Origin of the sequence: Streptomyces purpurogeneiscleroticus (genome assembly GCF_020024005.1) — a bacterium.
Classification (GTDB): domain Bacteria; phylum Actinomycetota; class Actinomycetes; order Streptomycetales; family Streptomycetaceae; genus Streptomyces; species Streptomyces purpurogeneiscleroticus.
This window is the reverse complement of record NZ_NHSG01000374.1, coordinates 1-13,267: the sequence shown is the minus strand read 5'-3', so window position 1 is coordinate 13,267 and position 13,267 is coordinate 1. Positions and strand designations below refer to the sequence as shown.

13 protein-coding genes and 1 pseudogene are annotated in these 13,267 nt (G+C 72.7%); 6 read left to right on the top strand and 8 right to left on the bottom strand.

What is annotated here, in order from left to right; genetic code table 11:
- The coding region (locus CCS38_RS26820; RefSeq protein ID WP_223735893.1) for an amidohydrolase family protein at positions 1-1,082 on the bottom strand (1,082 nt) is incomplete at its 3' end.
- A gap of 410 nt (positions 1,083-1,492) precedes the next feature.
- On the opposite strand from CCS38_RS26820, the gene ectA reads away from it, so the two are divergent.
- The 4 genes from ectA to thpD all read left to right on the top strand — a co-directional run bounded on the left by ectA (position 1,493) and on the right by thpD (position 4,848).
- Positions 1,493-2,059, top strand: a complete 567-nt coding sequence (gene ectA / locus CCS38_RS26815; RefSeq protein ID WP_223735892.1) for a diaminobutyrate acetyltransferase — start codon at positions 1,493-1,495, stop codon at positions 2,057-2,059.
- A gap of 56 nt (positions 2,060-2,115) precedes the next feature.
- Entirely contained in the window at positions 2,116-3,384 is a 1,269-nt protein-coding gene (ectB, locus tag CCS38_RS26810) for a diaminobutyrate--2-oxoglutarate transaminase (RefSeq protein ID WP_223735891.1), read from the top strand.
- Positions 3,385-3,469: 85 nt separating this feature from the next.
- Positions 3,470-3,874: an ectoine synthase gene (locus CCS38_RS26805; RefSeq protein ID WP_031064488.1), complete on the top strand. Its 405-nt coding sequence runs from the start codon at positions 3,470-3,472 to the stop codon at positions 3,872-3,874.
- A 74-nt stretch (positions 3,875-3,948) separates the two neighbouring features.
- The gene (gene thpD, locus CCS38_RS26800) at positions 3,949-4,848 is read left to right on the top strand and encodes an ectoine hydroxylase (RefSeq protein WP_223735890.1); all 900 of its coding nucleotides are present in this window, start codon (positions 3,949-3,951) and stop codon (positions 4,846-4,848) included.
- A gap of 87 nt (positions 4,849-4,935) precedes the next feature.
- On the opposite strand, the gene CCS38_RS26795 is transcribed toward thpD, so the two are convergent.
- The 4 genes from CCS38_RS26795 to CCS38_RS26780 all read right to left on the bottom strand — a co-directional run bounded on the left by CCS38_RS26795 (position 4,936) and on the right by CCS38_RS26780 (position 8,977).
- A complete protein-coding gene (locus tag CCS38_RS26795; RefSeq protein ID WP_223735889.1) occupies positions 4,936-5,994 on the bottom strand; it encodes a maleylpyruvate isomerase family mycothiol-dependent enzyme in 1,059 nt (352 codons plus the stop codon).
- The gene (locus CCS38_RS26790) at positions 5,994-6,560 is read right to left on the bottom strand and encodes a sigma-70 family RNA polymerase sigma factor (protein ID WP_223735888.1); all 567 of its coding nucleotides are present in this window, start codon (positions 6,558-6,560) and stop codon (positions 5,994-5,996) included. Before CCS38_RS26790 ends, CCS38_RS26795 begins: the two co-directional genes overlap by 1 nt.
- A gap of 189 nt (positions 6,561-6,749) precedes the next feature.
- Positions 6,750-7,817: an alkene reductase gene (locus CCS38_RS26785; protein WP_223735887.1), complete on the bottom strand. Its 1,068-nt coding sequence runs from the start codon at positions 7,815-7,817 to the stop codon at positions 6,750-6,752.
- A 110-nt stretch (positions 7,818-7,927) separates the two neighbouring features.
- Positions 7,928-8,977, bottom strand: a complete 1,050-nt coding sequence (locus CCS38_RS26780) for an aminotransferase class V-fold PLP-dependent enzyme (RefSeq protein WP_223735886.1) — start codon at positions 8,975-8,977, stop codon at positions 7,928-7,930.
- Positions 8,978-9,196: 219 nt separating this feature from the next.
- On the opposite strand from CCS38_RS26780, the gene CCS38_RS26775 reads away from it, so the two are divergent.
- Positions 9,197-9,850: a class I SAM-dependent methyltransferase gene (locus CCS38_RS26775; protein WP_223735885.1), complete on the top strand. Its 654-nt coding sequence runs from the start codon at positions 9,197-9,199 to the stop codon at positions 9,848-9,850.
- Here the strand turns inward: CCS38_RS26775 and CCS38_RS26770 are convergent.
- Positions 9,825-10,355 (bottom strand): GNAT family N-acetyltransferase, encoded by a 531-nt coding sequence (locus CCS38_RS26770; protein WP_223735884.1) that lies wholly within the window; start codon positions 10,353-10,355, stop codon positions 9,825-9,827. The two genes, CCS38_RS26775 and CCS38_RS26770, sit on opposite strands and share 26 nt — an antisense overlap.
- Before the next feature lie 23 nt (positions 10,356-10,378).
- Positions 10,379-11,905 carry an aldehyde dehydrogenase (NADP(+)) gene (locus CCS38_RS26765; RefSeq protein ID WP_223735883.1) on the bottom strand — a complete coding sequence of 509 codons (1,527 nt, stop codon included), beginning with the start codon at positions 11,903-11,905 and terminating at the stop codon, positions 10,379-10,381.
- A 120-nt stretch (positions 11,906-12,025) separates the two neighbouring features.
- Here CCS38_RS26765 and CCS38_RS26760 point away from each other — a divergent pair, with 120 nt between their 5' ends.
- Positions 12,026-12,796 carry an IclR family transcriptional regulator gene (locus CCS38_RS26760; RefSeq protein ID WP_030264575.1) on the top strand — a complete coding sequence of 257 codons (771 nt, stop codon included), beginning with the start codon at positions 12,026-12,028 and terminating at the stop codon, positions 12,794-12,796.
- Positions 12,797-12,813: 17 nt separating this feature from the next.
- Here CCS38_RS26760 and CCS38_RS26755 read toward each other — a convergent pair.
- Positions 12,814-13,267 (bottom strand): annotated as a pseudogene (locus tag CCS38_RS26755) (hypothetical protein); the annotation flags it as partial.

The window sequence follows — 13,267 nt, the reverse complement described above, 5'->3', positions numbered from 1 at the left end:
ACCCGCCCCCGCAACACCACCCGCCGCGGCGTACCGAGCACGCGTACGTCTTCCCGAGGATCCGACTCGTACACCACCAGGTCGGCAGGGGCGCCCTCCGCAAGCCCGGGACGGCCCAGCCACTCCCGCGCGCCCCAGGCGGTCGCCGACAGCGCGTCCAAGGCCGGAATCCCGGCCCTGACCAGCTCCGCCACCTCCTGGGCGACGAGCCCATGCGCGAGCGACCCGCCCGCGTCGGTACCGACATACACCGGCACCCCGGCGTCGTACGCCGCCCGTACCGTGTCGTAGCGCCGCTCGTGCAGCCGCCGCATGTGGTCGGCCCAGCGCGGGTACTTCTCGTCGCCACCGGCCGCCAGCTGCGGGAAGGTCGCGATGTTCACCAGCGTGGGCACGATCGCGACGCCGCGCTCGGCGAAGAGCGGAATGGTCTCCTCGGTCAGGCCCGTGGCGTGCTCGACGCAGTCGATGCCCGCCTCCACGAGGGGCGCGAGGGACTCCTCGGCAAAGCAGTGAGCGGTGACGCGTGCCCCCAGCCGGTGCGCCTCCGCTATCGCGGCCTCGACCGCGCCACGCGGCCAGCAGGACGCCAGGTCGCCGGTCTCCCGGTCGATCCAGTCGCCGACGAGCTTGACCCAGCCGTCGCCCCGCTTCGCCTCCTGGGCGACGTACGCCACCAGGTCCTCGGGCTCGATCTCGTGCGCGAAGTTACGGATGTAGCGACGGGTGCGCGCGATGTGCCGCCCGGCACGGATGATCCGCGGCAGGTCCTCCCGGTCGTCGACCCAGCGGGTGTCCGCGGGCGAGCCGGCGTCGCGGATCAGCAGCGTGCCCGCCTCGCGGTCGGTGAGCGCCTGCTTCTCGCTGGTCGCCTCGTCGACCGCGCCGTGCGCGTCCAGGCCCACGTGACAGTGGGCGTCGACCAGGCCCGGCAGCGCCCAGCCCTCGATGGTGGTGACGTCCCGCGCCCCGGCCGGCCGCTCGTAGCTGACGCGTCCGCCGACGACCCACAGGCCGTCCCGTACGTCGTCCGGCCCGGCCAGGACCCTCCCCTTGATGTGCAGCACCGCGCTATCGCTCATGCACGCACTGTACGAGCCGCGCGTGAGGCGCTGGACGGGACGGTCGGCGGGGAAGAATCCCGGAAACCCCATGGCGCTCCGGGCTTTCCTTGCTGTACACCTGTTACCAGAGAATTGCCAATTCTTCAGGCGCGCAGCTTCCCGTATTCTTCTGCCCGCTTTTCCGCAGCTCAAACGCGTCGATTCGGGTGACCCGCAAGTCCCGTAATTCGGACGGATCTCGCGGTCGTTACGCACATGTGACCGACCACACAGGCGGACTGATTTGCCCCGTATTTTCCGGGCAAACCAAGACATCCCAAGGGTCTTCCGTGCGCCCGTGCGCCCCCGCGCGATAACACAGAACCCCCCGCCTCCGTAACCCCAGCCCGCGATGCAATTTCGAATTTCCCTCGGTAAATTTAATTCGCATGACCGCCGCACAAGCAGACCTTGCACGTGCCCGAAGCGAATTCAGAGAAATGCCGGAGGGCTTCAAGCTCGATGCCCCGCGAGTGGAGGACGGGGCCGCCATCTGGCGCATAGCCCGGGACTCCCGCACGCTGGACCTGAACTCCTCCTACAGCTACCTGCTGTGGTGTCGTGACTTCGCCGCCACCTCCGTCGTAGCCCGCGACGCGAAGGGCGAGACGGCAGCCTTCATCACCGGCTACATCCGCCCCGCCAGCCCGGAGACCCTCGTCGTCTGGCAGGTCGCCGTCGACGACGCGCACCGTGGCCGCGGGCTGGCCGCAGCTCTCCTGGACGGCCTCGCCGGCCGCGTCGCGCAGGAGCAGGGCATCACTCGCCTCGAGACCACGATCTCGCCCGACAACACCGCATCGAACCGGCTCTTCGCCTCCTTCGCCGAGCGCCACGGCGCCTCCGTGGAGCGCGAGGTCCTCTTCGACGCCGGGCTGTTCCCCGAGGAGGGCCACGAGCCGGAGGTGCTGCACCACATCGGCCCCTTCGCCGCCCCTGCCCAGCCAGCGCGCTGAGCGCACCCCAAGACTTCCCCCCTTCTGTCACACCCCACATCTCCCAGGAGCATGCTGTGACCATCACCCAGCCGGATCTGAGCGTCTTCGAAACCGTCGAATCCGAGGTGCGGAGCTACTGCCGCGGCTGGCCCACCGTCTTCGACCGGGCGCAGGGCAGCCGCATGTACGACGAGGACGGCCATGCCTACCTCGACTTCTTCGCCGGCGCCGGGTCGCTGAACTACGGCCACAACAACCCGGTACTCAAACGGGCACTGATCGACTACATCGAGCGGGACGGCGTCACCCACGGCCTGGACATGTCCACCACGGCCAAGCGGGCGTTCCTGGAGTCCTTCCAGAACGTCATCCTGCGCCCGCGTGACCTGCCCTACAAGGTCATGTTCCCGGGCCCGACGGGCACCAACGCGGTCGAGGCCGCGCTGAAACTGGCCCGTAAGGTCAAGGGCCGCGAGTCGATCGTGTCCTTCACCAACGCCTTCCACGGCATGTCGCTGGGCTCGCTCGCCGTCACCGGCAACGCGTTCAAGCGGGCCGGCGCGGGCATCCCGCTGGTGCACGGCACCCCGATGCCGTTCGACCACTACCTCGACGGCCGCTACCCGGACTTCCTCTGGTTCGAGCGGCTGCTGGAGGACCAGGGCTCCGGCCTGAACCAGCCCGCCGCCGTGATCGTCGAGACGGTCCAGGGCGAGGGCGGCATCAACGTCGCCCGTCCCGAGTGGCTGCGCGCCCTCGCGGATCTGTGCCACCGCCGTGACATGCTGCTCATCGTGGACGACATCCAGATGGGTTGTGGCCGCACCGGTGCCTTCTTCTCCTTCGAGGAGGCGGGCATCGTGCCGGACATCGTCACCGTCTCCAAGTCCATCAGCGGCTACGGTCTGCCGCTGGCGCTCACGCTCTTCAAGCCTGAGCTGGACATCTGGGAGCCGGGCGAGCACAACGGCACCTTCCGCGGCAACAACCCGGCCTTCGTCACCGCCGCCGCGACCCTGGACACCTACTGGGCCGACGGCCAGATGGAGAAGCAGACCATCGCCCGCGGTGAGATCATCGAATCGCACCTGCGTGCCATCGCCGAGGAGCACCCGCGAGCGGGTGTGGACTACCGCGGCCGCGGCATGGTCTGGGGGATGGAGTTCGCCGACAAGAGCCTGGCGAACAAGATCTCCAAGCGGGCCTTCGAGCTGGGCCTGCTGATCGAGACTTCGGGGCCGGAGAGCGAGGTCGTCAAGCTGCTGCCGGCGCTCACCACCACCCCCGAGGAGCTGGACGAGGGGCTGCGCACCCTCGCCCGCGCGGTCCGCGACTGCGTCTGACCCGACGCGCACGGGGCCGGCCGGCTGTCTGCCGGCCGGCCCCGGCGGATCTCACCACCCGCAGAACAGAAAGGTTTTGAACCACGTGATCGTTCGCTCGTTGAAGGACATCGAGGGCACCGACCGCCACGTCAAGTCCGCTTCCGGGACGTGGGAGAGCAAGCGCATCGTGCTCGCCAAGGAGGGTGTCGGCTTCTCGCTGCACGAAACCACCCTTTACGCGGGCACGGAAACCGACATGTGGTACGCGAACCACATCGAGGCCGTACTGTGCGTAGAGGGCGAGGCAGAGCTCACCGACCGCGAGACCGGTGAGAAGCACTGGATCGAGCCCGGCACGATGTACCTGCTCAACGGCCACGAGAAGCACACCCTGCGGCCGAAGACGGACTTCCGTTGCGTGTGCGTCTTCAACCCGCCGGTCACCGGTCGCGAGGACCACGACGAGAACGGCGTGTACCCGCTGCTCACCGAGCCCGAGGCGAGCTGACGCCGCTGGATCAGGCCCGCTGCCCCGTCCGGCAGTTGAGGAAGGCACGTACGAGAGGAGAGGAAGGCAACACCATGACCACCGCACCCGAGCGCACCGCCGACCTGTACCCGACCCGTGGGGCCACCGAGGTGATCACCCCGCGGCAGGACCCGGTGGTGTGGTCGCAGCCCGGCACGGCAGGCCCGTTCCAGCCGTCCGAGCTGAGCGACTTCGAACGCGACGGCTTCTTCGCCATCGAGGAACTGCTGACGCCGGACGAAGTCACGGTGTACCGCGCCGAGCTGGACCGCCTGACCCACGATCCCGAGGTCAAGGCCGACCCGCGCTCGATCGTCGAGGCGAAGTCGGACAAGGTCCGGTCCGTGTTCGAGGTGCACAAGATCAGCGAGGTGTTCGCCAAGCTGGTCCGCGACCCGCGCGTGGTAGGGCGCGCCCGTCAGATTCTCGGCTCGGACGTCTACGTCCACCAGTCGCGGATCAACGTCAAGCCGGGCTTCGGTGCGTCCGGGTTCTACTGGCACTCGGACTTCGAGACCTGGCACGCCGAGGACGGCCTGCCGAACATGCGCACGGTGTCCATCTCGATCGCGCTGACCGAGAACTACGACACCAACGGCGGCCTGATGATCATGCCCGGCTCGCACAAGTTCTTCCTGGGCTGTGCGGGTGAGACGCCGAAGGACAACTACAAGCGGTCCCTGCAGATGCAGGACGCGGGGATCCCGACCGACGAGGCGCTGACCAAGCTGGCCGACCGCCACGGCATCCGCCTGTTCACCGGCAAGGCGGGCTCGGCGACGGTGTTCGACTGCAACGCCATGCACGGCTCCGGCGACAACATCACGCCGTACCCGCGGAGCAACGTCTTCATCGTGTTCAACAGCGTGGAGAACCCCGCGGCGGAGCCGTTCGCGGCCCCGGTGCGGCGCCCGGAGTACATCGGTGCCCGGGACTTCACCCCGGTCAAGTGACGCACGATCCCGTGGTGTCCTCTCCCTCGTGACGAGGAGCCCGGTTCCGGGCCGGGGGGCCTTGGGTCCCGCCCAGGGGTCTCCGGCTCACAACCAGGCGAGTGACGCGGCCGTCGCCAGCACGTGCTGAGCGGCGGCCGCGTCGCCTGCCTGGCCCCGGCTCACCTCCTGCGGGGTGAGCCGGCCGCCCAGCAGCAGGCAGAGGTCGACCGCTTCCAGGACCAGTTCCGCGGCGACCGGCTCCGCGGCCGGGCCGAGCACCCAGTCGCCGCCCGCCTCGCCCTCCACCGCCAGCAGGACGGGCCGGGCCCCGTCCCCCAGTGCCAGGTCCAGGATCCGGACCGCGAGCGCCACCAGCCGCCGCAGATGCACGGGCGGCGGCGCGGGCACGCCGAGACCGAGCGCCCGCCCGATGTCCCGGGTGTGGATCCAGGTCTCGAACGCCCTGATCACGTAGTGGTCCGCGACCGGCAGCCGGCGGCCCATCAGCGCGGTGGACAGCGCGGCCGGCTCCGCCTCCCGCGCCTCGGGCAGCTCCAGCAGCCCGTGCGCCTGGGTCCGCCACGCCTCGGCCGTCTCGGCGGGCGGGCGGGTGTGCTCGTACGCCACCACTTCCTCCGTACGCACCGCCCAGCGCACCTCCCACGGCGCCGCGTCCCCGGCCCCGCCGGGCTCGGCGCGCGTCACCGGCAGCAGCCCCAGCCGTTCGGCGAGCGGCTCGTCCGCCGCGATCAGATGCGCGACCGTGCCCTGTACGTCCCAGTCGTGCACCACCGGCGTCCCCCAGCGCGCGGGCGTACCGTCCAGCTCGCGCAGCAGCGCCTCCAGGCTCGCGACCGCGGCGGCGTACGGAGCGGCGTGCGCGGCGGGCGCGTCGTGCCCGGTGCGCGCCGCACGGGCCGCCGCCATCAGCCGCCCCCTGCCGACCTTGGCCGCGCCCCGGCGGGCGCCCTTGGCCGGCTCGGCGGGCGGCCCGTCCAGCCGGTGCACCGCCTCCCGCAGCCGCGCCAGTTCCTCCGCGCACTCGAGGCAGTCCTCGATGTGCGCGCGAATGCGTTCCTCGTCCCCGGACATCACCGCGTCCAGCGCCCAGGCGGCGAGCAGCGCGTCGATCTCGGGGTGCTCCTCCGCGGGATCCCAGCCCATCAGATGCCTCTCTCGACGGCCGGATCCGGCGGGTCGGCCAGCCGGTCGGCAAGGCTGCCCAGCGCCGCGCGCAGCCGGGTCTTGGCGGTGTCCTCGGGAATGCCCAGCTCCACCGCGACCTGCCGGTAGGTGCGCCCCGCGAAGTACGCCAGGTGGAGCACCTGCCGCTGGGCCAGCGGGAGCTCGGTGAGCGCGGCGTGCAGCAGCGCGGCGTCGGCGAGGGCGGCCCCGGGCTCGCGCGCCGCGTCGCGCACCCGGTCGACGGCCCGCCGGTGGGCGAGCATGCTGAGCCAGGCGCGCAGTGAGCCGCGGGCCGGGTCGAAGGCGTAGGGGCGGGCCCACAGGTGGGTGAGCACCTCCTGGACGACGTCCTCGGCAGCGTTCGTGCTGCGGGTGACGCTGCGGGCGACGGCGTGCACCAGCCCGCCGAAGGCGTCGTACACCTCGCCGAGGGCGGACTCGTCGCCGTACACCAGTCGCCGGTGCAGGTCCTCGTCGCGCGGCGGAGTTGACGAATGAGCGGCTCTCCGGTCCACCGGCACCACCTCGTGAGGTCGTGCTGCCATTCCTAGCTCGCCGCGCCGCCGCGCGGTAGCCGTCCGCCCGGCCGAATTGCCCGGCGTCCGGGCGACGCTAGCCGGACCCGGCCGCGCCCGGGCAGGAAACAAGCGGACACACCTCGGCGACTCGAAAGCCGGCGGCCCGGGCGGATGGCCGTAGGGCGCGGCCACCCGCCCGGGGTCCGGGGGGGGCGCTCAGCCGGTGAGCGCCGGGTAGTCCACGTAGCCGCTGTCGTCGCCGCCGTAGAAGCTCTCCCGTACCGGCTCGTTGAACGGGCCGCCGGCCGCGAGGCGCGCGGGCAGGTCGGGGTTGGCGAGGAACAGCCGGCCGTACGCCAGCAGGTCGGCCTCGCCCTCCTCGACCAGGGACAGCTCCTCGGGCCCGGCGGGGCGGCCGTCCACGGCGGGGTTCAGGACGAACGTGCCGCCGAAGCGCTTCCGCAGCCGCGCGAGCAGCCCCGCGTCCCGGACGTCACAGGCGTGCAGGTAGGCCAGGCCCAGCGGGGCGATCGCCTCGACCAGCGCGGTGTAGGTGGCCTCGGGCTCGGGCTCCGACATGCCGTTGAAGGGGTTGCCGGGCGAGATGCGCAGGCCGGTGCGGTACGCGCCGATCTCCGCGGCGACGGCCTTGGTGACCTCGATCGCGAAGCGGGCGCGGGCCTCGTCCGAGCCGCCCCACTCGTCGGTGCGCAGGTTGCTCGCGGGCGAGAGGAACTGGTGGATGAGGTAGCCGTTGGCGCCGTGGATCTCCACGCCGTCGAAGCCGGCCTCGATCGCGTTGCGCGCCGCGACCGCGAAGTCCGCAATGGTCTCGCGCACCTCGTCGTCGGACAGCTCGCGCGGCACGACGCAGTCCTTCATGCCGTCCTGGGTGAAGACCTGCTGGTCGGCGGCGACCGCCGAGGGCCCGACCGGTATCAGGCCGTCCGGCAGCAGCACGGGGTGGCCGATGCGGCCGCCGTGCCACAGCTGCGCGAAGATCTTGCCGCCCGCGGCGTGCACGGAGTCGGTGACCGTACGCCAGCCCGCGATCTGCTCGGCGGTGTGCAGCCCGGGGGTGAGCGGGTAGCCGCGGCCCACCACGTTCGGCTGGGTGGCTTCGGTGATGATGAGACCGGCCGAGGCCCGCTGGGTGTAGTAGCGGACCATGGACGGGGTGGGCACGCCGTCGGCGGTGGCGCGGTTGCGTGTCATCGGGGCCATGACGAGGCGGTTGGCGAGCGTCAGCCCGGCCAGGTCGACGGGGTCGAAGGCAGTGGTCAAGGCGTTCCTTTCACAAAGTCCTGTGGGGTCACCGGTCCCCAACACGCCCTGCCGCCGACACATTCCCGGCAATGTCAACCCTCCTGCACCACCTGCCACTTGACGCTCTGTTACTTGAGCAGCTCCAGCAGCCGGTCCACGTCGTCCGGTGTGTTGTACAGGTGGAAGCCGGCCCGCAGCTTTCCCGCCCGTACGGCCGCCACGACGCCCGCCTCGGCCAGCCGTGCGTGCGCGTCCGCGAGGCCGGGGACGGTGACGATCGCGGAGCCGGGCGCGGGCAGCGGCTCGTGCCCCAGCTCGGCGAGGCCGGCGCGGTACCGCTCCGCCAGCGCGGTGTTGTGCGCGTGCACCGCCGCCACCCCGATCTCTTCGAGGAGCGCGAGGGAGTGCTGGGCTCCGGTGTACGAGAGCAAGGCGTGCGGCTCGTCGTAGCGGCGGGCGTCCTCGGCGAGCCGCTCGATCGGGCCGTAGTTGGACTGCATCGGGTCGGCGCCGGCCACCCAGCCCGCGTGCAGCGCGGGCGGCTGCGGCGCGTCCTCGCCGACCACCAGGAACGACGTGCCCCGCGGGCACAGCAGCCACTTGTAGGCGCCGCACACGAGGTAGTCGAACTGCCGGGCGTCCAGCGGCAGCCAGCCCGCGCCCTGCGTCACGTCCAGCAGCGTCCGGGCGCCGTGCGCGCGGGCCGCGTCCCGGACGGCCGCGAGATCGGCGATCCGGCCGTCCAGCGCCTGTACCGCGGCGAAGGCGACCAGCGCGGTGTCCGGCCGCACCGCGTCGGCCAGCCCCTCCAGCGGCGCGGTGCGCACCCGCAGCCCCGCCCGCATCGAGAAGGGGTTGACCACGGAGCTGAACTCGCCCTCGGGAATGAGCACTTCGGCTCCCTCGGGCAGCGCGGCGGCGATCAGCGCGCTGGAGACGGCGACCGAGCCGCCGATGGCCACCCGGTCCGGGGTGGTGCGCAGCAGCCGCGCGAAGGAGGCCCGCGCGGCGTCCGCCGGGCCGAAGTAGTCGTGGCCCATCGTGCCGTACGAGGTGGCGACGTCGAGCTCGTCGCGCAGCGCCGCGCGGGTCCTGGCGGGCAGCAGCCCGCTGGCGGCGGTGTTCAGATAGGTCGTCTCGGGCGCGAACTCCGCGCCGCCCAGTCGCTGTTGCGTCATTGCACCACTGTGATCGTTCCGCATCCCGGCGTCCATCCCGATTCTTCTTGGCCACCCCCAAAGGACTGCTTGGAGGAGGCTCCCGGAGGGCGCCTCCGTGGGGAGGGAGGGACCAGTTTTACGCACCGATGGGCGGTTTTGCGCTATCCTCCGGCGCTCGGCGATGCACTTGCCATGCATCGGGCCGTCCGCGCCGTCCCGCGCCGGTACGGTCCGGGCATGACTACGCCTCAAGAACGTCTCGGCTCCTGGGAGAGCGCCGGGACCGACCCCGCCGCCGGCCATCCCTTCGACCCCGCCGCCCTCCGGGCGCACCTGACACCCGGCGCGCGGGTCCTGGACTTCGGCTGCGGCAGCGGCCGGCGAACGGCCGCACTCGCGGCACTGGGGTACACGGCCGAGGGCATCGACGGGTCACGGGCGCTGGTCGAGCACGGGCGGCGGGAGCACCCCGGGCTGCCGCTCACGCACTGCCCCGGGCTGCCGCTGCCCTACCAGGACAGGCGCCATGACGCGGCGCTGCTCTTCGGTGTGCTCACCCGCGTGGCGCACGATGTCGGGCAGCGCGCCGTCCTCGGGGAGCTGGCGCGCGTGGTGCGCCCCGGCGGGCTGCTGCACCTCAGTGACGTACCGCTGCAGACCGACCCGCGCTCGCGTGCCCGGTATGCCGCGTACGAGGACGAGTTCGGCGCGTACGGAATCTTCCGCACCGAGGACGGCGCGGTGGTCCGGCACCACGAACCGGAGCACCTGCGGCGGCTGCTGCGGATGCACGGCTTCACCGTCACCGAGGAGCGCACCGACGCCGTCGGCACGCTGCACGGTCACACCGTGAGCCGGCTCCAGCTCATCGCGCGCCGGGTGCCAGCGTGAGCGCCAGGCCGATGTGGGTGTCGTCGGGGGCCGGGCGGCGGCCCTCGTCCGGCCGCCAGCCGTGCCGGGCGTAGAAGTCACGGGCCCGGCGGTTGTGCCAGTACACCTGGAGCCGGGCGGTGGCATGGCCCGCGGTGTGCCAGGCCGAGACGCAGGCGTCGTGCAGCGCGCTGCCGACGCCGGTGCGCCAGTGGGCGGGGTCGACGTGCAGCTGGCTCAGCTCGACGCCGCCCGGGGGCACGTCCTTGCCGGGCCGGTACGCGGCGACGCCGACCGGCGCGCCGGACCGCTCGGCGCACAGCACCGTCGTCTCCGGGCAGGCCAGCGCCTGCTGCCAGGTCTCGCGGGAGCGGGCGCGTTCGGCGGGGGTGTCCAGGAGCGCGTCGGGCAGCCGGCCCCTGAAGTACCGGGCGCGGGCCCCGGAGTGCAGCGCGGCCAGCGCATCGAGGTCACGCGGGGCAGCGGCCCGGACCGTGAGGCCCGGGCCGCTCGCGGAGTTCCGCACGGTGTCGTGTCCTGTCCGTCCGGCTACGCCTCGCGGACGCCGTCGACCCGGCGCGGCAGGCCCAGTGGGTTCTCCTCGCGCAGCTCGGGCGGGAGCAGCGCGGGCGGGGTGTCCTGGTAGGCGACCGGGCGCAGCCAGCGCTCGATGGCCGTGCCGCCGACGGAGGTGGAGGTGGAGGTGGTCGCCGGGTAGGGGCCGCCGTGGTGCTGGGCGGGGGACACGGCGACGCCGGTGGGCCAGCCGTTGACCACGACGCGCCCGGCGAGCGCGGTGACCTCGGTGAGCAGCGCGCCGCCCCGGCCCTCGCCCGCACACTCGCCGGTGGAGAGCTGGAGGGTCGCGGAGAGGTTGCCGGGCAGCCGGCCGAGGACGGCGGTCACCTCGGCGTCGTCGGCGTAGCGCGCGACCACCGTCACCGGGCCGAAGCACTCCTCCAGGAGCAGGTCGTGCGGGCCGTCGGCGGCCAGCCGGGCGGCGGGGAGGGTAAGGAAGCCGGCGGACACGGTGTGCTCGCCGCCCGCGCCGGGCGTCACCGGCGCGTCCACGTCCGGGAGCTGGGCGCGGGCCTGGACGCCCGCGATGAAGGCGTCCCGCATCCGGTGGTCGAGCAGTACGCCCGCCTCGGTGTCGCTGACCTTGGCGGTGAGCTCCTTGACGAGCCCGTCGCCGGCGGCGCCCTCGGGCACCAGCACCAGGCCCGGCTTGACGCAGAACTGGCCGACGCCCAGCGTCATCGCGCCGGCCAGGCCCGCGCCGATCTGCTCGGCGCGCTCCTCGACGGCGTCCTGGGTGACCACGACGGGGTTGAGGCTGCCCAGCTCGCCGTGGAAGGGGATCGGGTGCGGGCGGGCCGCCGCCGCGTCGTACAGGGCGCGGCCGCCGCGTACCGAACCGGTGAAGCCGGCGGCAGTGATCAGCGGGTGGCGGACCAGCTCGACGCCCGCGTCGAAGCCGTGCACCAGGCCGACGACGGCCTCGGGGAGGCCGGACTCGGCGGCGGCGCGGCGCAGCAGGGCCGCGCACAGCTCGGAGGTGGCGGGGTGGTCCGGGTGCGCCTTGACGACGACCGGGCAGCCCGCGGCCAGGGCGCTGGCGGTGTCGCCGCCGGGCACCGAGAAGGCCAGCGGGAAGTTGGAGGCGGAGTAGACCGCGACCACGCCGAGCGGGATCTTGTACCGCCGCAGGTCGGGGCGGGGCGGGGCGAGCTGCGGGTTCGCGTGGTCGATGTGCACGTCGAGGAAGGAGCCCTCGTCGACGATGTCCGCGAACGCGCGCAACTGGTACGTCGTCCGGGTCAGTTCGCCGGTGAGGCGGCCCGGGCCGAGCGCGGTCTCCGCGTCGGCGGCCTCGATCACCGCCTCGCCCGCCTGATCGAGCAGCTCGGCGGCGCGGCGCAGGAAGGCGGCGCGCACGGCCCGGTCGGCGAGGGAGCCGCGGGCTTCGTGCGCGGCCCGTACGGTCGCGTCGACCTCCTCGGCTGTGGCCTCGGCCGCAACCTCTTCGCGCTGCTTCCCGCTGCGGGGGTCGACGCTCCAGACTGGTGCTGCCACCGTGCATTCCTCCCGGGCCGAGTACTTCTGCAGTCCGAGCGCGTTCGATATACTGAACCGCGTCCCGGAGTGTGAATACTCTGGGACTCTATGACTGTCCGAACTGAGGGGTCAAGGGCGATGCCGGCTGCCGAGACCGGGGGATCACAGGTCAAGTCCGCGGTGCGGACGGTCGAACTGCTGGAGTACTTCGCGGGCCGCCCCGGGATGCACAGCCTCGCCTCCGTCCAGGAGGCCGTCGGCTACCCGAAGTCCAGTCTCTACATGCTGCTGCGCACGCTCGTCGAACTGGGCTGGGTGGAGACGGACGCCACCGGCACGCGGTACGGCATCGGAGTGCGCGCCCTGCTCGTCGGCACGTCGTACATCGACGGCGACGAGGTCGTGGCCGCGGCGCGGCCCACCCTGGACCGGCTCTCGGACGACACCACCGAGACCATCCACCTCGCCCGCCTGGACGGCACGAACGTCGTCTATCTGGCGACGCGTCAGTCGCAGCACTACCTGCGCCCGTTCACCCGCGTCGGCCGCCGGCTGCCCGCGCACTCCACGTCGCTCGGCAAGGCCCTGCTCGCGACGCACACGGACGAGCAGGTGCGCAAGATGCTGCCGGAGACGCTGCCCTCGCTCACCGAGCACACCACGACCGACCGCGAGAAGCTCATCGAGGAGCTGCACGCGGTACGGGAGCAGGGATACGCCGTCGACCGCGAGGAGAACACCCTCGGGCTGCGCTGCTTCGGGGTGGCGATCCCGTACCGCACGCCGGCCCGCGACGCGATCAGCTGCTCGGTCCCGGTCGCCCGGCTCACCCCGGCCCACGAGCAGATGATCAAGGACGCGCTCTTCGACGCCCGGGACCGGCTGACGCTGGCGACGCGGCGCCTCTAGGGCGCAGCGCCCTCCTTTCAGGCGCCCGAACCGCTCAGCTCCGTGAGCGCCGTACGGACCTCCTCCAGGTCCACGTCGGACGCCAGGCCCGCGTGGTACAGCCGCAGTTCGTCGGCGCCGGACGCGGCCGCGTGGGCGGCGTCCGCCGCGAGCGTGTCCGGGCTGCCGCCCATGCCCCGGACGACCGTGAAGTTCGCAGCCCGGACGCCGCGCCCCGTGAACGGCGCCAGCGCCGCGGCCCGGTCCTCCGCGCTCCCCGTGCACGGCACGACCACGCCGTCCGCGTAGTCCAGGACCTGCCGCGGGTCGACGCCGGCGTTGGCGCCGCAGCGGTGCGGGGCGGAGTCGGCGTGCAGCAGGATGCGGAAGTCCGGCCCGGCGGCGGCCCGTACGGCGGCCACGGCGTCGCGCCGCAGCTCTTCCGCGGCCCGGTTCCGCCAGCCGGCGACGACCCCCGCGTACGCCTCCCCG